Raw genomic sequence first — 21,311 nt, forward strand, 5'->3', positions numbered from 1 at the left:
TACAATCGTCCCGAATTGAACCATAAATCACGAAGCCCTGCCATGCGACGCTCATCCGCGAGTTCCCTCCCGCCGCCGCCCTCCGCCTCGGGCGCGCCCCGCAACGACTGGGCCACCCTGCGCACGCTCTTCCCCTACCTGTGGGTGTACAAATGGCGCGTGCTGGCCGCCCTCGGCGCCCTGATCGGCGCGAAGATGGCCAACGTCGGCGTGCCGCTGGTGCTCAAGCAGCTGATCGACCAGCTGGCCATCGACCCCGCCCATCCGCAGGCCTTGCTGGTGCTGCCGCTCGGCGCCCTGGTCGCCTACGGCCTGCTGCGTCTGTCGACCACGGTGTTCACCGAGCTGCGCGAATTCCTGTTTGCGCGCGTGACCCAGCGCGCCGTGCGCACCATCGCCCTCAAGGTGTTCCGCCACCTGCACGCGCTGTCGCTGCGCTTCCACCTGAACCGCCAGACCGGCGGCATGACGCGCGACATCGAGCGCGGCACGCGCGGCGTGAATTCGCTGATCTCGTACTCGCTGTTCAACGTGCTGCCGACCCTGGTCGAGATCACCCTGGTCCTGGGCTACCTGGCGATCAACTACGACATCTGGTTCAGCATCATCACGGCCGTGGCGCTGGTGACCTACATCGCCTTCACCGTCATCGTCACCGAATGGCGCACCCATTTCCGGCGCACGATGAACGACCTGGATTCGAAGGCCAACACCAAGGCCATCGATTCGCTGCTCAACTACGAGACGGTGAAGTACTTCGGCAACGAGGACTACGAAGCCAGGCGCTACGACCAGGGCCTGCAGAACTACGAGAACGCCGCGGTGCGCTCGCAGACCTCGCTGTCGGTGCTGAACACCGGCCAGTCCCTGATCATCGCCACCGCCGTCACCCTCATCCTGTGGCGCGCCACCGAGGGCGTCATCGCGGGCACCATGACCCTGGGCGACCTGGTGCTGGTGAACTCCTTCATGATCCAGCTGTACATTCCGCTCAACTTCCTGGGCGTGATCTACCGCGAGATCAAGCAAAGCCTGGCCGACATGGAGCGCCTGTTCTCGCTGCTCGACCAGAACCGCGAGGTGGCCGATTCGCCGGGCGCCCAGCCCCTGCTGACGCGCGGCGCCCAGGTCGAGTTCTCGCACGTCGAGTTCAGTTACGAAGCCAAGCGCCAGATCCTGTTCGACGTCGACTTCAGCATCCCGGCCGGCACCACGACGGCGGTGGTGGGCCATAGCGGCTCGGGCAAGTCGACCCTGTCGCGCCTGCTGTTCCGCTTCTACGACGTGAACGGCGGCGCGATCCGCATCGACGGCCAGGACCTGCGCGAGGTCACCCAGCAGTCGCTGCGCGCGGCGATCGGCATCGTGCCCCAGGATACGGTGCTGTTCAACGACAGCATCGAATACAACATCGCCTATGGCAAGCCGGGCGCGTCGCATGCGGACATCGTCGCGGCGGCGCGGGCGGCATCGATCCACGATTTCATCGAAAGCCTGCCGGACGGCTACCAGACCATGGTGGGCGAGCGCGGGCTGAAGCTGTCGGGCGGCGAGAAGCAGCGGGTCGCCATCGCGCGCACCCTGCTCAAGAACCCGGCGATCCTGATTTTCGACGAGGCGACGTCGGCGCTGGACTCCAAGTCGGAGCAGGCGATCCAGGCGCAGCTGAAGGAGATCGCGAAGAACCGCACCACCCTGGTGATCGCGCACCGCCTGTCGACGATCGCGGATGCGCAGCAGATCATCGTGCTGGATCACGGCAGGATCGTGGAGCGGGGCACGCACGGCGCGCTGCTGGCGGCGCGCGGCTTGTATGCGCAGATGTGGGAAAGGCAGCTGGCGCGGCCGGATGAGGAACTGGCGTCGCCGCCGTTGGAGCTGGAGCGGGATGAGGCACTCAAGTAATACCTGCCCCCACCCTTGAAACCGTCATCCCCGCGTAGGCGGGGACCCAATGCCGCCGTATAGTGAGAAGGCGTGCAGTACCAAACTGCATGCAAACTTGGGTCCCCGCCTACGCGGGGATGACGTTTACATGTACGTGTCTTACGTTTAGTAGGTATAGAATATCCGCTGAATATCCTTGGTGCTGCTCGTCCTGGTCAGCGCCAGCATCAACAGGATGCGCGCCTTCTGCGGGCTCAGGGTATCCGACACCACGAAGTCCAGCTGGTCGTCATTCGCCTCGCCATTGCGCGCCACGATGCCCTGGCCGACACGGCTCGAACGCACCACCACCACGCCTTTTTCACGCGCCGCGACCAGGGCGGGCTTGGTCTTGGCCGGCAGGCTGCCGTTGCCCACACCCGCGTGCACCAGCCCCTTGGCGCCGGCCGCCACCAGGGCATTCACCGCCACCGCGCCCACGTTCGCATAGGCATAGGCCACGTCCACCTGCGGCAGCGCATCGAGCTTGGTAATGTCGAATTCAGTGTCCACCGTGTGCTTGCGCGTCACTTCGCGGTAGAAGAAGGGCTTGCCGCCCTGGATGTAGCCGATCATGCCCAGCTCTTGCGCGCGGAAGGTGTCGGCGGTGGTGGTGTTCGCCTTGCTCACGTCGCGCGCCGCGTGGATCTGGTCGTTCATCGCCACCAGCACGCCCTTGCCGATCGCGGCCTGGCTACCGGCCAGGTTGACCGCGTTGTACAGGTTGATCGGGCCGTCGGCCGACAGCGCGGTCGAGGGGCGCATCGAGCCCACCAGCACCACCGGCTTCCTGCTCTTGACGACCAGGTTCAGGAAGTAGGCCGTTTCCTCCAGCGTGTCGGTGCCGTGGGTGATCACGATCCCGTCCACGTTCGGCTGGGCCAGCAGCAGGTTGACGCGCTTGGCGAGCAGCAGCCAGTGTTCGTTGCCCATGTTCTCGCTGGCGATCTGGAACACCTGCTCGCCGGTGATATTGGCCACCTTGGTCATTTCAGGCACGGCCTGGATCAGCGCGTGCACGCCGACCGTGGCGGCGGTGTAGCCCACCGTGGTGGTGCTGGTGGCGCCGGTGCCGGCGATGGTGCCGCCGGTGGCGAGGATGGTGACGTTCGGCAGCTTGGCGGTGTGCGCTTGCGCCGCGGTGATCAGCAGGAACAGGAAACCGAACAGCGCGCTCGTGGCGCGGACGGATTGGTGGAACAGCATGGACTTCTCCTAAACAAAAAAAGCCGTCCCCGCGGTAACGGGAACGGCGTTGCGGCAACCGTCTTACAGCTTCTTGAAGACGACGCCTTCCTTCATGACAAACTTGACCTGCTCGAGCTGCTTCACGTCGCGCAGCGGATCGCCTTCGACCGCGATGATGTCCGCGGCGAAGCCCGGCTCGATCGCCCCCAGGCGCTTGCCCTGGTCGAGCAGGGTGGCCGCGTGCACGGTGGCGGCGCGGATCGCTTCGATCGGCGTCATGCCCGCTTCCACCATGTAGCCGAATTCCTTGGCGTTGTCGCCGTGTGGGAACACGCCGGCGTCGGTGCCGAAGGCGATCTTCACGCCGGCCTTGTGGGCGCGCGCGAAGGTGTTCTGCAGCTGCGGGCCGATGGCGGCCGCCTTGGGGCGCACCAGGGCCGAATAGTAGTTCGGGTCCTTGGCCTTGTCGGCGACATAGCGGCCGGCCGAGATGGTCGGCACGTACCAGCCGCCGGTCTTCTTGAACAGGCCGATGACCTCGTCGTCCATCAGGGTACCGTGCTCGATCGAGTCGACGCCGGCGCGCAGCGCGCGCTTCATGCCCTCGGCGCCGTGCGCGTGGGCCGCGACGCGGAAGCCGTAGTCCTTGGCGGTGCTGACCACGGCGCGCAGCTCGTCATCGGTGTACTGCGAGTTCTGGCCATTGGCGGCCTGGCTCAGCACCCCGCCGGTGGCGGTGATCTTGATCAGGTCCGCGCCTTCCTTGTAGCGTGCGCGCACGGCCTGGCGGGCTTCTTCCGGGCTGTCGGCCACGCCCTGTTCGGGTCCTGGCGTGCCGATCTTCTCGCTCAGGAAATGCGACAGGTTGTTGGTCGGGTCGGCGTGGCCGCCGGTGGTGGCGATCGACTTCCCGGCGGTGAACATGCGCGGGCCGGGAATCTCGCCGGCGGCGATGGCGCGCTTGAGCGCCACGTTCAGGCCGTCGGCCGCGCCCAGGTCGCGCACGGTGGTGAAGCCCGCCATCAGGGTGCGCTGCGCGTACTTGACCGAGCGAAGGGCCAGGTCGGCCGGGTCGGCGGTGAGGCGGTCGCGGTAGGCGTCGACCACCGGCGCGGTCTCGCCGGTCAGGTGCACGTGCATGTCGATCAGGCCCGGCAGGCAGGCGTGGCGCGACAGGTCGATGGCGCTGGCTTCCTGGCTCATCGGGCCGACCGACTTGACGCTGCCGTTCTCGACCACGATGCCGACTTTCTCGCGCCAGGTTCCGCTCTTCACGTCGAGCAGGCGGCCGCAGTTGACGGTCTGGGTGGCGGCGCTGGCGCCGGTGGCAACAAGCAGCAACCCTGCCGCATACAGCTGTTTCATGTCTCGCTCCTCTTCTCGTTATGAAAAAGGCCTCCCATCGCTGGAAGGCCTTCGGTATTGCAATCGATACGGGCCGCCTCAGCGCAGCGGCGCCACGGCCGGATCCTTGCTCGGCTCTCCCAGCTCGCCTTCCCACTTCGCGACCACGGCGGTGGCGATGCCGTTGCCGATCACGTTGGTGGCCGAACGCGCCATGTCCAGGAAGTGGTCGATGCCCAGCAGGAGCAGCAGGCCCGCTTCCGGGATGTTGAACTGCGACAGGGTGGCGGCGATGACGACCAGCGAGGCGCGCGGCACGCCGGCCATGCCCTTCGAGGTCAGCATCAGCACCAGCATCATGGTCAGCTGGGTCGACAGCGACAGCTCGATGCCGTAGGCCTGGGCGATGAACACGGCCGCGAAGGTGCAGTACATCATCGAGCCGTCGAGGTTGAACGAATAGCCGATCGGCAGCACGAAGGCGGCCAGGCGGTTCTTGACGCCGAAGCGCTCCAGGCCTTCGAGGGTTTTCGGGAAGGCGGCTTCCGACGAGGCGGTCGAGAAAGCCAGCAGGGTCGGGCTGCGCAGCTCGGCGATCAGGCGCAGCACGCGCGGGCCAAGGAAGGCCATGCCGATCAGGATCAGCACGATCCACAGCAGCACGATGCCGAAGTAGAACTCGGCCATGAAGATGCCGTAGGTCGACAGTACGCCCAGGCCGCTCTTGGCGATGATGCCCGCCACCGCCGCCAGCACGGCGATCGGCGCGAAGTTCATCACGTAGCCGGTGACCTTCAGCATGATGTGGGCGACGCCGTCCACCGCGTCGATCAGCGGGGTGGCGCGGGCGCCGACGGCGGCCGCCGCGGTGCCGAAGAACAGCGAGAACACGACGATCTGCAGGATCTCGTTCTTGGCCATGCCGTCGACGATCGAGGACGGCACCAGGTGGGTAATGAACTCTTTCAGGGTCAGGCTGCTGGTGACGATGCCCGACGAGGTGCCCACCGCCGGCAGCGCGCCCGACACGGCCATGGCGTCGCCCGGACGGAAGATGTTCACCAGGATCAGGCCCAGCGACAGCGAGATGACGGAGGCGATGATGAACCAGCCCAGCGCCTTGACGCCGATGCGGCCCACTTCCTTGGCGTCGCCCATCTTGGCGATACCGACCACCAGGGTCGAGAACACGAGCGGCGCGATGATCATCTTGATCAGGCGGAGGAACAGCGTGGTGATCAGCGACATCGCGTCGGAGAACGACTTCGCCTGCTCCGTGCTGACGTTGGCATTGACCAGGTAACCGACGACGATCCCGAGCACGAGGGCGATCAGGATATAGGTGGTCAGGCGATTTCGATTGTTCATAAACTTCCTGTCTTGTGGACCTGTGCACAGCCAGCGGCAACGGTTGGCGCTGTCGCTGGCAGGTGAATCGGGCAAAATACCTGGCTTCCGAGGGACGAAACGGCCAGTGCGTTCTGATGGTTATGGCAAGTTTGGCAGTATCCTAGGGGCTGATAGTGCTGTCAAGCATGCTTACTGCTTGTGCAACAAGCACACAACAAGCACACGACGGAGCAAGACAAATGGATGACAAATGATCGATATCGAGCATGTCAGCAAGTGGTATGGCGCCTTCCAGGTGCTCGGCGACTGCAGTACGCAGGTCGGGCGCGGGGACGTGGTGGTGGTGTGCGGGCCATCCGGCTCGGGTAAGTCGACCCTGATCAAGACCGTCAACGGCCTGGAGCCCTTCCAGCAGGGCAGCGTGCGGGTCGACGGCATTTCCGTGGGCGACCCGAAGACCGACCTGCGCAAGCTGCGCGCCCACATCGGCATGGTGTTCCAGAACTTCGAGCTCTTCCCCCACCTGTCGGTACGCGACAACCTGACACTCGCCCAGGTCAAGGTGCTGGGCCGCGGCAAGGACGAGGCGGCGGAGCGGGGCCTGGCCTATCTCGACCGCGTGGGCCTGCTGGCGCACCAGGACAAATACCCGAACCAGCTGTCGGGCGGCCAGCAGCAGCGGGTGGCGATCGCGCGGGCCTTGTCCATGGACCCGAAGGCGATGCTGTTCGACGAGCCGACCTCGGCGCTCGACCCCGAGATGGTGGGCGAGGTGCTCGAGGTGATGGCCGGGCTGGCCCAGGAAGGCATGACGATGATGGTCGTGACCCACGAGATGGGCTTCGCGCGCAAGGTGGCCGACCGCGTCGTCTTCATGGATGGCGGCCGTATCGTCGAGGACAGTCCCAAGGATGCCTTCTTCGACGCCCCGCGTTCGGAACGGGCGCGCGACTTCCTGGCCCGTATTATTCATTAGACAAGTATCATTAGACAAGTCAAGGTGCAAATGCGCAGCGGTGCGCCGTAGCCGCTGCGGGTAAAATGTCGGCATCCGCACTCCGAGAGCCGCCATGTCCACCATCGAAACCCCAGATTCCATCACCATCACCCGTCCCGACGACTGGCACCTGCACATCCGTGACGGCGCGGCGATGGCCAGTGTCCTGCCGCACAGCGCGCGCCAGTTCGGTCGCGCGATCATCATGCCGAACCTCAAGCCGCCGGTCGTCACGACCGCCGACGCGCTGGCCTACCGCGAGCGCATCCTGGCCGCGATTCCCGAGGGCGTGCAGTTCGAGCCGCTGATGACCCTCTACCTGACCGACAACACCGATCCGGACGAGATCCGCCGCGCCCAGGACACCGGCTTCATCCACGCGGTCAAGCTCTACCCGGCCGGCGCCACCACCAACTCGGCGGCGGGCGTCACCGACCTGAAAAAGTGCTACAAGACCCTGGAAGTCATGCAGGAAGTGGGCATGCCGCTGCTGGTGCACGGCGAAGTCACCGACCCCGAGATCGACATCTTCGACCGCGAAGCCGTGTTCATCGAGCGCGTGATGCGCCCGCTGCGCCGCGACATGCCGACCCTGAGCGTCGTGTTCGAGCACATCACCACCAAGGACGCGGCCCAGTACGTGGCCGAGGCCGAAGGCCCGATCGCGGCGACCATCACCGCCCACCACCTGCTGTACAACCGCAACGAGATCTTCCGCGGCGGCATCCGTCCGCACTACTACTGCCTGCCGGTGCTCAAGCGCGAAGAACACCGCCTGGCGCTGGTGACCGCCGCCACCAGCGGCGACGAGCGCTTCTTCCTCGGCACCGACTCGGCCCCGCATGCGGTGCACACCAAGTACGCCGCCTGCGGCTGCGCCGGCTGCTACACCGCGCTGCACGCGATGGAGATGTACACCGAGGCCTTCGCCCAGGCCGGCGCGCTGGACAAGCTCGAAGCCTTCGCCAGCCTGAACGGCCCGGCCTTCTACGGCCTGCCGCGCAACGAAGGTAGCATCACGCTCAAGCGCGAAGCCTGGACCCTGCCGGAATCCGTGCCGATGGGCGAACACCAGCTGGTGCCGCTGAACGCCGGCGAAACCATCAACTGGAAGATGGTGTAAGCCGCTGTCTATGCCGATGCTGGCACAGATCGACTGGGCGCGTCCGTGGTACGACGCGGTGCGCCCGGCCTTCGAACGGCTGGCGCTGGAAGGCGACGCGTTTGTCGACGCCTTCAACCGCAATGCGCAGGCATTGGACCTGCGCAACCACGCCGGCCTGCCGCTGCGCTTCGTGCCCCAGGCCGCGCTCCCCGAGGGCCGCGCCTACGAGGACTTCATCGGCGCCACCGGCCAGGTGCCCACGCGCGACAACCTGCACGATTTTTTCAACGGGCTGGTATGGCAGACCTTCCCGCGTATCAAGCGTGAGCTGAACGCCCTGCAGGCGGCCCAGATCGCGCAAGCCGGCGTCGGCAAGTCGCGCGGTCCCGCGCGCGACGCCGCCACCATCTTCGACGAGAACGCCGCCCTGCTGGTGGTGCGCGACAGCGAGGAAGGACGTGCACTGGTGGATGACCTGCGCGGCCACCGCTGGCTGGACGCGCTGTTCCACAAGCGCAGCCTGTTCGGGCGCGACGTCCAGGTCTGGCTGTTCGGCCACGCGCTGATGGAAAAGCTGGTGGCGCCGCGCAAGGCCATCACGGCCCACGTGCGCGTGGTGTTCGCCGGGGATGCCTTCTTCGCGCTTGATCACGACGCGCGGCGCGGCTGGCTGGACGAACATGTGGCGTTCCAGCTGGCCCGCGAAGGCTTGAGCACTGCCGCCTTCACGCCCTTGCAGGCGCTGGGCGTGCCGGGCTGGTGGCCGGGCCAGGACGCCGATTTTTATCTGGATACAACCGTATTCCGTGCCAAGCGGCCGGATCGACAAGGAGCAGGCAATGGCTGACGCAGTACGCTGGGGAATTCTTGGAACAGGCAAGATTGCCAAGGCCTTTGCCAATGCATTGAAGGACGTGCCGGACGCCGCGCTGGCCGCTGTCGCCTCGCGCAGCCTGAACAAGGCCGAGGCCTTCGCCGGGGAATTCGGCGCCGCTGCCGCATTCGGCTCCTACGAGGAACTGGCCGCGGCGGACGGCATCGATCTGGTCTACATCGGCACCCCGCATCCACAGCATGCCGAGAATGCCCTGATGGCGCTACGCGCCGGCAAGGGTGTACTGTGCGAAAAGCCCTTCGCCATGAACCTGCGCGAAGCCGAGCAGATGATCACGCTGGCGCGCTCGAAGCGCCTGTTCATGATGGAAGCGATGTGGACGCGCTATCTGCCGGCCTTCATCGAGACCAGGCGCATCGTCGAGTCGGGCGAGCTCGGCAAGGTCAGCCAGGTAGTGGCCGATTTCGGTTTCACCGCCGGCTTCGGCCCGGAACACCGCGTCTTCAATCCCGAGCTGGGCGGCGGCGCGCTGCTCGACCTGGGCATCTATCCGCTCTCGGTCGCGGCCGCGCTGCTCGGCCCTGTGGCCGAGATCAGGGCGCAGGCCGAGATGGGACCGACCGGCGTGGATGTGCAGACCGGCTTCACGCTCAAGCACGCGGGCGGCGGCATGTCGGTGTGCAGCTGCTCCTTCCAGGCGCGCACGCCCTGCGAACTGACCGTGTCGGGCGAAAAAGGCAGCGTGCGCATGAACACCATGTTCCACCGCGCGACCTCGGTGACCGTCACCCTGGACGACGGCAGCGCGCGCACGATCGCCACGCCTTACCTGGGCAACGGCTATGTGCACGAGGTCATCGAGGCCCAGCGCTGCTGGCGTGAAGGGCTGATCGAAAGCCCATCCATGAAGATGGAAGAAACGCTGGCGCTGATGGGCGTGATGGACGAAATCCGGCGCCAGATCGGGCTGAGCTACAAGGCCGACCACCCACGCTAAAGGAGAGCAGGCATGCAGCTGACGAAGGCCACCCCCATCCTGCGCATCTTCGACGAGCGCAAGGCGCGCGAGTTCTATGTCGATTTCCTCGGCTTCCAGGTCGACTGGGAGCATCGCTTCGAACCGGACCTGCCGCTCTATTTGCAGGTATCGCGCGGCGGCTTCGTGCTGCACCTGAGCGAACACCATGGCGACTGCTGCCCGGGCGCGGCGATGCGGATCGAAACCAGCGACATCGACGCCCTGCATGCGGAGCTGGCGGGCAAGCGCTACGGCTATGCGCGGCCGCAGATCGAGGACATGCCGTGGGGCTCGCGCGACATGTCGGTCAAGGATCCGTTCGGGAACCGGCTGACCTTCACCAGCGCGATCAGCACCTAGTCCTGCAGCACCAGGCTGTATTGTGATCGAGAGCCCGGCGATGAAGATGGAAGAAACGCTGGCGCTGATGGGCGTGATGGACGAGGTCCGGCGCCAGATCGGGCTGAGGCATCAGGCTGACCTACGGGGCTGAGCACACCGCTGAACGCAGGCTGGCCTCATCCTGGAACGGCGGCCTGCTGCTCCGGATTCGTCATGGTGAGCTGTTCACGCACGCCTGTCCACAGCAATGCCGAGATGCTCAGTGTGGCCCCACAGGCTGAGAAAAGCAGGCTCTTGTCCGGGGCGGTATCGAGGAGACGGCCGAACTGGGTAACGAGCAGCTGAGGGATCACGACCGACAGGTTGAACAGCCCCATGAAGTAGCCGGTCCGCGCGGAGCCGACGCGCTCGCTCATGATGGCGAACGGCAGGCTGACGATGGCGCCCCAACCGATCCCGACGAAGACCATCAGCACATAAAGCATCGCGGGACTGCGGGCGAACTGTGCGATGCCAAAATAGGCGAGCGCCATCATCGCCAGGGAGACCGCGTGGCTTTTTACCTGGCCCAGGCGTTTGCTTATTCCCGGAAGGGCGAGCGCCGGGACGAGGAAGCCGACACAGTTCATGATGGCAAAGGCAATGGCGAGGACCTGTCCTGCGTCGAGCGCATGATTGGCTTCACCGGGGCGCGCGGCGACGATGTGCTGCTGCACGAACGCGATCGTGTAGACGAACATCGATTGCACTGCGAGCCAGGAGAAACCATGCGCGATCCAGATGCGCCCCAGTTGGGGATGGGCTGCGACAGGCATCTCCCGCAGGTGTGGCGTGCTTGCCTGCAATGCGCGTGGCTCCTTGATGAGCAGGCAGGGAAGGAAGGTGAAGAGCAGCAGGATGGCCACGCCAATATTGATGAGGACATCATTGCCGGCCAATGCGCCAATCAGGTACGCAATGACACCCCAGCATCCCGACATGGCCTGCATATACATGAAGCCGCGCGCGCGCGCATGGCCTTGGCGGGTGACGTCCGCAATGAGCGACCGCGCCGGATTCAATCCAAGGTTGATACCTAGATCGAGTACCAGCGCAATCGTTGCTGCGATGAGCAGGATGTCCGCGATGCCGAGAACGTCGGCCACGAGATCCAGGCGCGGCAGGAGAAACAGGCACGAGGCGGACAAAAGGGCGCTCATCAGGATGAATGGCCGTCTTCTCCCGCCGGCGAACCAGGTCCGGTCGCTGATCGACCCGACCGCCATTTGTCCGATGATTCCCGCCACCGGTCCCGCAGCCCAGACGAGGCCGATCTCGTGCAGGCTCAGTTGGTACTTGGTGCTGAGTATCCAGCTGAGCGCCGAAATCTGTACGCACAGCGCAAACCCGAAGGCGGTGGCGGGCAGGGTAGCCGCCAGGAGTGTCAGCGAAGCTGATCCAGCGTATGTCTTCATCATGCTTGTTCAGGACCGCAGGCTTTCCTCGGCTGTCGCGCTCCCATTGTGAAAGGCGGCGATGACGGGGGAGGAACTGTCGCCAAGCCATACTTCGTCCGGTCCGCAAGCCCGGGCCGGAATACGTTCCACGACCGTGCCGGCTTGACGAGAGCGGTCGGCCACGACGGCAAACATCGATCCATCATCGATGCCGGTAAACAAGGCGTAGTGCGCGTGATCCGCGATGGCGAATCCTGTCGGAACGGCGTCGCCGAATTCATGGACACTGTCGCGCCGGGCGACTGCGACCTGATGCTGGACGAAGGCGGTAACGCTTTCCCTGGTCGGTGGGGCGGCCAGTTCGCCTTCCAGCACGTCGAAAATCGCACGCTTGCTTTCCTCGCGAAACAGGCTGTGTCGGGTGGACTGCAGAAGCCGGCAGCGCCGCCTCGCAACATGGATTGCATCACGGCAAAGCCCTTGTCCGGCCCACTCGTCCAGCAGTTTCCGCAAGCCTCGTGCGTACGGTGGCGGGCTGTCGCTCCAGAACCGCGCCAGATCCCATGGACGCGCCGGGGACGGCGTGGATTCAAGGATATCAAGGCGATCTTGCTGGAAATAACGAATCAACACGCCTATTTCGCGCGCGATCTCAGGGAAAGCGGAAGAGCCAAGCAGTGCCGGGATGTGCTGGCGCGCCAGGCCGAGTACGCGCAAGACTTCGACCAGGATGGTCTGGTTATATTCCTGTGCAGCTTGGCTCAGCAAGTTTTGCTGGAATTGTGGTGTCGAGATTCTGGTATCGCCAAAGCGGGCCCAGTAGTACGTTGCGGGCGTCAATGCCTGGGTCAGCGCAGCGAACTCATGGCCGAAGACTTGCCCTCCAGGGATGACCCTGGTCTTGGCCCAGGATGGAAGCGCCGTGCTGGCGCCGAAATCCACCAACCCGCCATCCAGGCAGATGTTCGACGTACTATGCCCTCCATGGCTCAGCCGATGCACGAAACCGTAGGCGAGTTGGGCAGCCCAGCGGCAAGCAAACCGGGTCAGCGTATCTGCCATTGCGTACCGGTCGCCGGCCTGGCGCATCCAGCCGAATGCATGACGCACCCGGCATGCATCCTGTGAGCCTGCGCGCGGATCGCTGCCGAGATAGCCGGCCGCACGCTCCAGATGCGCGGGACGCACGAAAGCGGGCCTGACCAGCAGGCAGCGCCGCTCGCGCTTGGGCGCACCTCCGGTCGCCCAGGTTTGTACAAGACCGGTATCGATCACCGCCAGGACCGGCACGGCGCCGAAAGGGAATTCGGTCGCGACGATCTCCGAATGGATCACTTCGCGAATGCATTCTTCAAGGTAGGCGCCGCCGGATGCATGTTCCGGGCTCGTGTGCTCACTCACCAGTGGCGTACGGCCGACCCCCTTGATGTGGTAGCCGTCGAGGACGGCCGCGCGCCCGCTGCCGCCGTTCCGCCCGATACCGGCGCCGCCATAGCGGTCGGCGTAGCCCTGGTCGGCCCCGGAGCGGCAGGCATCCTTGTCGGACGCCACGATCAGCTTCGCGCATGTGGCGAGGATATGCTCACCATAAGCCTCGAGATTGCCGTTCACGGCCTGCCATGCGGGGTCGAGCGGCGCCGCGCGCGCGTTCAGCCAAAGCAGGCGAGCTTGCCGTATCGGCGCCATCGGAACCAGGGGATTACCGCTGCCGGTTCCCCACAATGCATCGGCATGCGAGGATGTCAAAAACTGGAATTGCATTAGTGAGCGCTTTCCCGCTGGTCTGCCTGAATCTGTCCGGCTAGCCAAGCGGCTGCCGCGTCGCGGTCCATCTTGATGCATTCATGGAATGCGCGTTGCCGATGGCGGGGATAAACCCAGAGTTCCTGTTCTTCCGGGAACAGCTCGCTTCGAATGAACTCCTGTGCCGCCGCCAGCGTTTCGTTCGTCAGGACGGTGTCGCAGATGCACAGCGAGGCGCCGTCAGTCCAGCGGCTGGGATGCAGCTCGATCAGGGGCGGCGCTCCGTCAAGGACCTCGCGGTCTAGCCATGCCCAGGTAATCACGCCTGCCGAGGCCCCGGAAGGCGAATCGAAGATCTTGTATTGCTGTAGTAGCACCCAAGTACGAATACGTGCAAGCAGCTCCGGCGCCGAGGCTGCGTGGACTTGTCCTGCGAGGAGGGCCATGTACAGCATTCCGAATTCGCGTGCCTCACGCTGCTCTTCCTTGATGCCGGCACGGCGGTGGAAGGGAACGCGCGCGGGATCCAGTTCGACGGAAAAGCTGTCGTCGCAAGGCGCGGTCCAGCGGCGGGTACGGGGCCCGGCCGAGATTTGCTTGGTGATGATACGGTCCGCTTTCCGTCGCTGGTAGAGCAGCACAGATACGTCGGCAAGAAGATGCGAAGCCAGGAAAGACAAGAACTTCTTCAATGGAACGTGCGCCTCGATGCGGAGATCGAGAATGATCACGCGCTCACCGTCGGGAGTCATGTGCTTCGGAGACAGAACGACAAGGCCGACGCAATAGCCCAGAGGGTCGTAAAAAGCGTGCAGATCGGGCCTAGGCAAGGCCGGATCGAGGATGTTCAGGGACAGGGCGAATGGCTTCTGGATGTAGTTGCCTAGCGCCTCGAGTGGGAAGGACATAACCGGGAAACCTGGTGAGGGTTACCGCGAAGCGCGGTTGCGTAATTCAGCGACGACCTGGTGATAGTTGATCATTTGTTCATCGACAGTGATATGGCTGTGCCTGGTGGTGAACCGCGCGGCACGGATGGGAAGGGTCTTCTTTTGCAGGCGCGCACCCGCGAGATCTTCATTGCCGATCGCTCGGCCATTGCCGAATAAATCAATCTCTATTGCGCCGCGGGCGGTGAGGATGACCTTGCGGTTGAAAATGCTGAGTATGAAGTAAAGCAACAAAAGATAGATTCCCGTCATCGCCATCATGTCGGTAACGGGATCGCCGTCTTTGAGAATATTGAATAAGGCGAGAGGAATGCCGCAGACGACGAGGTAGCAGAATATCGTCATGAATTTGTGAAACTCGCCAAACCCGGCTTGAATATCTATTTCATGGCCGGCTGTTAATATTCTGGTATTGCGGGCGCCATTAAGGACGCCTACGAAACCAATCGCTGCAACTAAAACTGTGCCAGCCAGGAGAAAGTCAAACATGCCGAATCCATTTAGTGGGACTCTGCAGTATAGCAGAGCCCCGAATGCATTAATCCGGTGATCGCCAATCACCGTATCAATGACGATTGTTTTACCAGTTCGAAGCGACGCCGTTTGCGGTGCTCGCTGCGACGGTAGCGTTGAAGCCCCAGATTGCAGCACCAGCCGACAGGGCGCCGCCGGTGGCGCCAACCAGTGCGCCGCCAGCGACGGCGGTCGCGAAGCCGCCCAGGGAGCCGCTGCCCGAGAAGGCTGCGCCGATCCCATAGGAAACGGCGCCATACACCGCGCCTGCGACGGCGCCCGGAACGCCAACGGCGCCGGCGACTTCGTCCATTTCGACATCGCTCAGAACGCGGATGGAGCGGCGTTCGGCTGGTTGTTGAATCAGGGTGCCGATGACCGGCTGTTCAAACGATTGCGACAATTGCATTACATATCTCCAAATACGGGGAAAGCGCCCCAACGCTTCTAGTCGGTAATTGCGACCTGTTCGCAATCGACCGTGGTTAGAACCTGATGGCCATCCATTCATGCTGGTTAATGTAATGGATAAGTCCGGGATTCGGCCAGGTTCAATCGGCGTCGCCCGGCTCGTTCGGCTGGGAATCAGGCCGTGCCGGATCTTTCTTGCCAGAATTCGCCGGTCGGTATTTGCGACTGCCGATAAAAGCCTGCGCTGATTTCAGCGCGTGCAGAATAACCAATTTATGTAGTATTTGGAATAAAGTATGCGGAAGGGGTGTATTTTATTCTGACTGAGTGGGATTTTCGCCGAAAAGAGGGTGGGCTTACCCATTTCCCATAGAAGCGGCTTTCGGCCGGGTCGAATAAGTTGAGGATGGAGGGTGGCGGGAGTGCAGTGAAGGAAAACTCCATCGCCGGTACTGATGATTTTCGGCGTCGAAGCCTGATGGAATGCATGCACGGCGTGCGTGCAGCCCTTCCGTTTTACCGGCGTTGCATCCGGATTGTGCGGTCGATGCAGCGCCGTTGCGAGGCAGGTCCACCGCGTTACCTGCAAGTCGCGTGCGCCGGTTGGCAGCAAGCGGGTAGCAGCGCCTAGCCGTTCAGCATCAGGTTGTACTCGACGTAGGTGTCTTCACGCTCCCAGCCAGTCGACCGGTACAGCGCCTGTGCGCTTTCATTGGTCTTGGCCGTCGACAGGCTGAGGAGCTTTGCGCCGCAAGCTTTCGCATACGATGCGGAAGCGGCGATCAGCGCCTTGCCCACACCGCGCCGGCGCCCGGCCTCGGCCACGAACAGGTCGTTGAAGACAAACGCGCGCTTCAAGGAAACCGAAGAGAAGCTCGGGTACATCTGGGTGAACCCGAGCACCGACTCGCCGTCCTGGGCAATGAACAGCACCGATTCGCCGTGATTGAAGCGCTCGAGCAGGAAGGCCCGTACCGCCGTCAGATCGCTGGGACGCCCGTAGAACTGCCGGTACTGGTCCAGCATCGGGGCCAGCAGGTCGAGGTCGGCAAGCACGGCCTGGCGCACGGTGAAGGGTGTCGTCATGTCTTCTTCTTTCATGAATGGTGGTCAGGCTTTCAGGAATTCCTCGCGTCCGCCCAGCCAGCGCGTCAGGTGGGCATCCACGATCGCCATGTTCTCCGGCGTCTCGTGCTGCAGCAGGTGCTGGGCTACATCGCGCGCCCGCTCCACCAGCCATTGGTCGGTCTCCAGGTCGGCGAAGCGCAGCATGGCCTGTCCCGACTGGCGCGCGCCCAGGAATTCGCCCGGCCCGCGGATCTCCAGGTCGCGCCGCGCGATCTCGAAGCCGTCGGTGGTCTCGCGCATCGTCATCAGGCGCTGCTTGGCCACCTGGCCCAGCGGGCTTTGGTACAGCAGCAGGCAGACCGAGGCCGCCGAACCCCTCCCCACGCGACCGCGCAGCTGGTGCAGCTGCGACAGGCCGAAGCGCTCCGCGTGTTCGATGACCATCAGCGAGGCGTTCGGCACGTCCACGCCCACCTCGATCACGGTGGTCGCCACCAGCACGTGCACCTCGCCGGCCGAGAAGGCGTCCATCACCGTCTGCTTTTCCAGCGGCTTCATGCGCCCGTGCACCAGGCCCACCTGCAGGTCCGGCAGCGCCTCGGCCAGGGTTTCGTAGGTCTCGGTCGCGGTCTGCAGCTGCAGCGCCTCGGATTCCTCGATCAGCGGACAGACCCAGTACACCTGCCGGCCTTCCAGGGCCGCCGCGTGCACCCGTTCGATCACTTCGTCGCGCCGGTTCTGGTCGATGGCGCGCGTGACGATCGGGCTGCGGCCCGGCGGCAGCTCGTCGATCACCGACACTTCCAGGTCGGCGTAATAGGTCATCGCCAGGGTGCGCGGGATCGGCGTGGCCGACATCATGAGCTGGTGCGGCACCAGGCCGTCGCTGCCCTTGTTGCGCAGGGTGAGGCGCTGGCCGACGCCGAAGCGGTGCTGTTCGTCGACGATCACCAGGCCCAGCTTCGCGAACTGCACCGTGTCCTGGATCAGGGCATGGGTGCCGATCACCAGGCGCGCCTCGCCCGACTCGATCAATTCGTTGGCGGCGGTCTTTTCCTTCTTTTTGAGGCTGCCGGTCAGCCAGGCGACCTTGACGCCGAGCGGCTCCATCCACGAGGCGATCTTGCGGAAGTGCTGTTCGGCCAGGATCTCGGTCGGCGCCATCAGGGCGGCCTGGTAGCCGCTGTCGATGGCCTGCGCGGCGGCCAGCGCCGACACCACGGTCTTGCCGCTGCCGACGTCGCCCTGCAGCAGGCGCTGCATCGGATAGCCTTCGCGCAGGTCGGCGCGGATTTCCTTCACCACGCGCTGCTGGGCGTTGGTGAGCTGGAAGGGCAGAGCTTGCAGGAAGGCCTCGGACAAGGCGCCGACAGCGCGCAGATGGGGCGCGCCTTTTTCGCGCCGCGCCTGCTGCGCGCGCTTCAGCGACAGCTGCTGGGCCAGCAGCTCGTCGAACTTCATGCGTTCCCAGGCCGGATGCGAGCGTTCGATCAGGGCGTGTTCGTCGGCGTCCTTGGGCGGATAGTGCAGCAGCTTCACCGCCGGCGCGAAATCCATCAGGCGCAGGCGCGCGCGGATCGCTTCCGGCACGGTATCGTGCCAGTCGATGCGGCGCATGGCGTCGGCGATGGCGCGCCGCAGGATGGTCTGGGACAGGGCTTCGCCCGACGGATACACCGGCGTCAGCGAAGTAGGCAGGGGCGCGCCCTCGTTCACCACCTTATACGTGGGATGGACCATCTCGGCCCCGAAGAAGCCGTGTTTGAGTTCGCCGCGCGCGCGTACCCGCACCCCCTCGGCCAATTGCTTGACCTGGCTGCCGTAGAAATTCATGAAGCGCAGCAGCAGGTCGCCCGAATCGTCCTGGATCGTCACCAGCAGCTGGCGGCGCGGCTTGTAGCTGATTTCATTGTTGACCACAAGGCCTTCGACCTGCCAGGTTTGCAGGCCGCGCATGCAGGCTTCGCGGATCGTGACGATTTTCGTCTCGTCCTCATAGCGCATCGGCAGGTGCAGCACCAGATCCATGTCGGTGCGCAGCCCCAGCCGGGCTAGCTTGCTTTCGAGGGTTTTGGGCGCGGATGTGGTTTTGGAAGCGGGCATATTGCGGCAATGTGGCGTTTGCTGGCGTAAAATAGAGGGTTCGCCGCACGCGCTGGAGCCTATATTGTAAAGCTGGCAGCGCCCATTTTCCCAGAATTGCACACAATGTACTCGCTTTCCGACTTCGACTTCGACCTGCCGCCCGAGCGGATCGCCCAATTGCCCCTGCCGGACCGCAGCGCCTCGCGCCTGCTGCAGCTTGACGGCGACCAGATCACGGACCGCCATTTTTCCGACATCCTCGACCAGCTCCAGCCGGGCGACCTGCTGGTGATGAACAACACGCGCGTGCTCAAGGCGCGCTTCTTCGGCGTCAAGGAAACCGGCGGCCAGGTCGAGGTGCTGGTCGAGCGCGTGCTCGACAACCGCACCGTGCTGGCCCAGGTGCGCGCCTCCAAGTCGCCCAAGCCCGGCAACCGCATCCGCCTGGCCGACGCCTTCGACGTGACGACCGGCGAGCGCGCCGGCGAGTTCTTCACCCTCCATTTCGAGGGCGACGTGTTCGACCTGATCGAGGCCCACGGCCGCCTGCCGCTGCCGCCCTATATCGAGCACAGCGCCGACGAATTCGACGAGCAGCGCTACCAGACCGTGTATTCGAAAGAGCCGGGCGCCGTCGCCGCGCCCACCGCCGGCCTGCACTTCGACCAGCCACTGCTGGACCGCCTGGCGGCCAAGGGCGTGCGGACCGCCTACGTCACCCTGCACGTGGGCGCCGGCACCTTCCAGCCGGTGCGGGTCGAGAACCTGCAGGAGCACAAGATGCACACCGAGTGGTACACGATTCCGCAGGAGACCGTGGACGCGGTGCGCGCCGCCAGGGCGGCCGGCCGCGACGTGGTGGCGGTGGGCACGACCTCGCTGCGGGCCCTGGAATCGGCCTCGCAGTCCGGCCAGCTGGAAGCGGGCAGCGGCGACACCTCGCTCTTCATCACGCCGGGCTACACCTTCAAGACCGTGACCCGCCTGATCACCAACTTCCACCTGCCGAAGTCGACCCTGCTGATGCTGGTGTCGGCCTTCGCCGGTTACGCCGAGATCCGCAAGGCCTACGCGCACGCGATCGCCAACGAATACCGCTTCTTCAGCTATGGCGACGCCATGCTGCTGACGACGCAATCACGCTAAAGAAATCCGATGCTTGAATTTACGCTCCTGAAGAAAGACACCAGCGGCCTGTCGCACGCGCGCCGCGGCCGCCTGAAGCTCAACCACGGCACCATCGAGACCCCGATCTTCATGCCGGTCGGGACCTACGGTTCGGTCAAGGCGATGTCGCCGATCGAGTTGAAGGAAGTGGGCTCGCAGATCATCCTGGGGAACACCTTCCACCTGTGGCTGCGCCCGGGCGTGGACGTGATGAACAAGTTCGGCGGCCTGCACAAGTTCATGAACTGGGACAAGCCGATCCTGACCGATTCGGGCGGCTTCCAGGTGTTTTCGCTGGGCGCGATGCGCAAGATCACGGAAGAGGGCGTGAAGTTCGCCTCGCCGATCGACGGCTCGCGCCAGTTCCTGTCGCCGGAAATCTCGATGCAGATCCAGCGCGCACTGAACTCGGACATCGTGATGCAGTTCGACGAGTGCACGCCCTACGAGATCGACGGCCGCCCGGCTACCGCGGAGGAAGCGGCCAAGTCGATGCGCATGTCGCTGCGCTGGGCCCAGCGCTCGATGAACGAATTCAAGAGCGGCGAGAACCCGAACGCGTTGTTCGGCATCGTCCAGGGCGGCATGTACGAGCACCTGCGCGACGAGTCGCTCGCGGGGCTGGAAGACATCGACTTCCCCGGCCTGGCGATCGGCGGCCTGTCGGTGGGCGAGCCGAAGGAAGACATGAAGCGCATCCTGGCCCACGTCGGCCCGCGCCTGCCGGAGAACAAGCCGCACTACCTGATGGGCGTCGGTACGCCGGAAGACCTGGTCGAAGGCGTGGCCAACGGCGTCGACATGTTCGACTGCGTGATGCCGACCCGGAACGCGCGCAACGGCTGGCTGTTCACCCGCTTCGGCGACGTCAAGATCAAGAACGCACGCTACAAGGACGACCAGGCGCCGCTGGACGAGAGCTGCGACTGCTATTGCTGCAAGAACTTCTCGCGCGCCTACCTGCACCACCTGCACCGCTCGAACGAGATCCTGGGGGCGCGGTTGAATACGATCCACAACCTGCACTTCTACCTGAAGATCATGCAGGAGATGCGCGATGCGATCGACGGGGATAGCTTCCATGCGTTCCGTCTCAGCTTCGCGGCTGATCGCGCGCGTGGGGTGTAAGCCCGCAGACCTCATCGCCTCTGGTCACCCCGCACTTGATACCGTCATCCCCGCGCAGGCGGGGATCCAAGTCCTTCGCTCACCCACCCGCGTCAAACGCAGGCGGTCGGCGAGCAAACTTGGGTCCCCGCCTTCGCGGGGATGACGGTTTTTAGGTTAACAATTTATTATCCCCATCTGTCTGCGCGTCTTTACACCACCTCATCATTATTCTTCCGTCAATACTTGTAATTCTTAATTGCAAGTCCTACTTACCTCCAGATTGGCCCGCGCCAGTAAGCCGGTGCTAGAATACACCGCTTATTTTTTTAACTTCACAATCGGAGTTCTTGTGTTCATTTCCAACGCGTACGCGCAAACTGCCACTGCCGCCGACCCTGGCATCATGGGCAGCCTGACTACCTTCCTGCCGCTGATCCTGATGTTCGTGGTCATGTATTTCCTCATGATTCGCCCTCAGCAGAAGCGCCAGCGCGAACTCAAGGCGATGATGGACGCGCTCACCAAGGGCGATGAAGTCGTGACCGCGGGCGGCATCGTGGGCCGCGTCGTCAAAGTGGCCGACGCCTACGTGACGATCGAAGTGGCAGCCGGCACCGAGATCGTGGTCCAGAAGAACGCGGTGACCACCCTGCTGCCGAAAGGCACCCTGAAAGCCCTGTAAGCCAGCCGTGCGGCCACGCGCCGCACTGCGCAACATGAATG

The 21,311-nt window shown here is 64.2% G+C and carries 19 protein-coding genes; 9 read left to right on the forward strand and 10 right to left on the reverse strand.

All coding sequences use genetic code 11. The annotated features are described in order from the left end of the window. Positions 1 to 42: 42 nt before the first annotated feature. Positions 43 to 1,905, forward strand: coding sequence for an ABCB family ABC transporter ATP-binding protein/permease (locus V7778_RS19115; RefSeq protein ID WP_335558156.1), 1,863 nt, complete (start codon positions 43 to 45; stop codon positions 1,903 to 1,905). A 147-nt stretch (positions 1,906 to 2,052) separates the two neighbouring features. Here the strand turns inward: V7778_RS19115 and V7778_RS19120 are convergent, their stop codons facing one another. The 3 genes from V7778_RS19120 to V7778_RS19130 form a co-directional block, all read right to left on the reverse strand. Continuing rightward, on the reverse strand, positions 2,053 to 3,132 hold the full coding sequence (locus V7778_RS19120) for a type II asparaginase (protein WP_335558159.1): 1,080 nt from the start codon (positions 3,130 to 3,132) through the stop codon (positions 2,053 to 2,055). A 63-nt stretch (positions 3,133 to 3,195) separates the two neighbouring features. Next, the gene (locus V7778_RS19125; protein ID WP_335558161.1) at positions 3,196 to 4,479 is read right to left on the reverse strand and encodes a metal-dependent hydrolase family protein; all 1,284 of its coding nucleotides are present in this window, start codon (positions 4,477 to 4,479) and stop codon (positions 3,196 to 3,198) included. A 78-nt stretch (positions 4,480 to 4,557) separates the two neighbouring features. Further along, complete coding sequence (locus tag V7778_RS19130) at positions 4,558 to 5,826, reverse strand: dicarboxylate/amino acid:cation symporter (RefSeq protein WP_335558163.1); 1,269 nt, start codon at positions 5,824 to 5,826, stop codon at positions 4,558 to 4,560. 232 nt (positions 5,827 to 6,058) lie between these two features. Between V7778_RS19130 and V7778_RS19135 the strand changes: the two genes are divergently transcribed. The 5 genes from V7778_RS19135 (at position 6,059) to V7778_RS19155 (ending at position 10,123) form a co-directional block, all read left to right on the forward strand. After that, complete coding sequence (locus V7778_RS19135; RefSeq protein ID WP_335558165.1) at positions 6,059 to 6,784, forward strand: amino acid ABC transporter ATP-binding protein; 726 nt, start codon at positions 6,059 to 6,061, stop codon at positions 6,782 to 6,784. 94 nt (positions 6,785 to 6,878) lie between these two features. After that, complete coding sequence (gene pyrC, locus V7778_RS19140) at positions 6,879 to 7,928, forward strand: dihydroorotase (protein WP_335558167.1); 1,050 nt, start codon at positions 6,879 to 6,881, stop codon at positions 7,926 to 7,928. Positions 7,929 to 7,944: 16 nt separating this feature from the next. Beyond that, a complete protein-coding gene (locus tag V7778_RS19145; RefSeq protein ID WP_335558248.1) occupies positions 7,945 to 8,757 on the forward strand; it encodes a DUF3025 domain-containing protein in 813 nt (270 codons plus the stop codon). Beyond that, the gene (locus V7778_RS19150) at positions 8,750 to 9,742 is read left to right on the forward strand and encodes a Gfo/Idh/MocA family protein (protein WP_335558169.1); all 993 of its coding nucleotides are present in this window, start codon (positions 8,750 to 8,752) and stop codon (positions 9,740 to 9,742) included. The genes V7778_RS19145 and V7778_RS19150 overlap by 8 nt, the downstream gene beginning before the upstream one ends. Before the next feature lie 12 nt (positions 9,743 to 9,754). Then, positions 9,755 to 10,123 carry a glyoxalase superfamily protein gene (locus V7778_RS19155; protein ID WP_335558171.1) on the forward strand — a complete coding sequence of 123 codons (369 nt, stop codon included), beginning with the start codon at positions 9,755 to 9,757 and terminating at the stop codon, positions 10,121 to 10,123. Between the two features lie 158 nt (positions 10,124 to 10,281). Here the strand turns inward: V7778_RS19155 and V7778_RS19160 are convergent, their stop codons facing one another. The 7 genes from V7778_RS19160 to recG form a co-directional block, all read right to left on the reverse strand. Beyond that, the gene (locus V7778_RS19160) at positions 10,282 to 11,562 is read right to left on the reverse strand and encodes an MFS transporter (RefSeq protein ID WP_335558172.1); all 1,281 of its coding nucleotides are present in this window, start codon (positions 11,560 to 11,562) and stop codon (positions 10,282 to 10,284) included. Positions 11,563 to 11,568: 6 nt separating this feature from the next. After that, the gene (locus tag V7778_RS19165) at positions 11,569 to 13,302 is read right to left on the reverse strand and encodes a hypothetical protein (RefSeq protein WP_335558174.1); all 1,734 of its coding nucleotides are present in this window, start codon (positions 13,300 to 13,302) and stop codon (positions 11,569 to 11,571) included. Next, positions 13,302 to 14,192 (reverse strand): hypothetical protein, encoded by an 891-nt coding sequence (locus V7778_RS19170; RefSeq protein ID WP_335558176.1) that lies wholly within the window; start codon positions 14,190 to 14,192, stop codon positions 13,302 to 13,304. Before V7778_RS19170 ends, V7778_RS19165 begins: the two co-directional genes overlap by 1 nt. A 21-nt stretch (positions 14,193 to 14,213) precedes the next feature. Next, positions 14,214 to 14,723: a hypothetical protein gene (locus tag V7778_RS19175; RefSeq protein WP_335558178.1), complete on the reverse strand. Its 510-nt coding sequence runs from the start codon at positions 14,721 to 14,723 to the stop codon at positions 14,214 to 14,216. 91 nt (positions 14,724 to 14,814) lie between these two features. Next, positions 14,815 to 15,156, reverse strand: a complete 342-nt coding sequence (locus V7778_RS19180; protein ID WP_335558180.1) for a hypothetical protein — start codon at positions 15,154 to 15,156, stop codon at positions 14,815 to 14,817. Positions 15,157 to 15,785: 629 nt separating this feature from the next. Further along, positions 15,786 to 16,244, reverse strand: coding sequence for a GNAT family N-acetyltransferase (locus tag V7778_RS19185; protein WP_335558181.1), 459 nt, complete (start codon positions 16,242 to 16,244; stop codon positions 15,786 to 15,788). A 24-nt stretch (positions 16,245 to 16,268) separates the two neighbouring features. Then, positions 16,269 to 18,329: an ATP-dependent DNA helicase RecG gene (gene recG, locus V7778_RS19190; RefSeq protein ID WP_335558183.1), complete on the reverse strand. Its 2,061-nt coding sequence runs from the start codon at positions 18,327 to 18,329 to the stop codon at positions 16,269 to 16,271. 105 nt (positions 18,330 to 18,434) lie between these two features. Here recG and queA point away from each other — a divergent pair, with 105 nt between their 5' ends. From queA to yajC, 3 genes are all read left to right on the forward strand, one after another. Then, the gene (gene queA / locus V7778_RS19195; RefSeq protein ID WP_335558185.1) at positions 18,435 to 19,457 is read left to right on the forward strand and encodes a tRNA preQ1(34) S-adenosylmethionine ribosyltransferase-isomerase QueA; all 1,023 of its coding nucleotides are present in this window, start codon (positions 18,435 to 18,437) and stop codon (positions 19,455 to 19,457) included. A gap of 9 nt (positions 19,458 to 19,466) precedes the next feature. Then, positions 19,467 to 20,606 carry a tRNA guanosine(34) transglycosylase Tgt gene (gene tgt, locus V7778_RS19200; protein ID WP_335558187.1) on the forward strand — a complete coding sequence of 380 codons (1,140 nt, stop codon included), beginning with the start codon at positions 19,467 to 19,469 and terminating at the stop codon, positions 20,604 to 20,606. Positions 20,607 to 20,937: 331 nt separating this feature from the next. After that, the gene (gene yajC / locus V7778_RS19205; protein WP_442920739.1) at positions 20,938 to 21,270 is read left to right on the forward strand and encodes a preprotein translocase subunit YajC; all 333 of its coding nucleotides are present in this window, start codon (positions 20,938 to 20,940) and stop codon (positions 21,268 to 21,270) included. Positions 21,271 to 21,311: the final 41 nt, after the last annotated feature.

Source organism: Massilia sp. DD77, assembly GCF_036961685.1.
Lineage (GTDB): Bacteria > Pseudomonadota > Gammaproteobacteria > Burkholderiales > Burkholderiaceae_D > Telluria.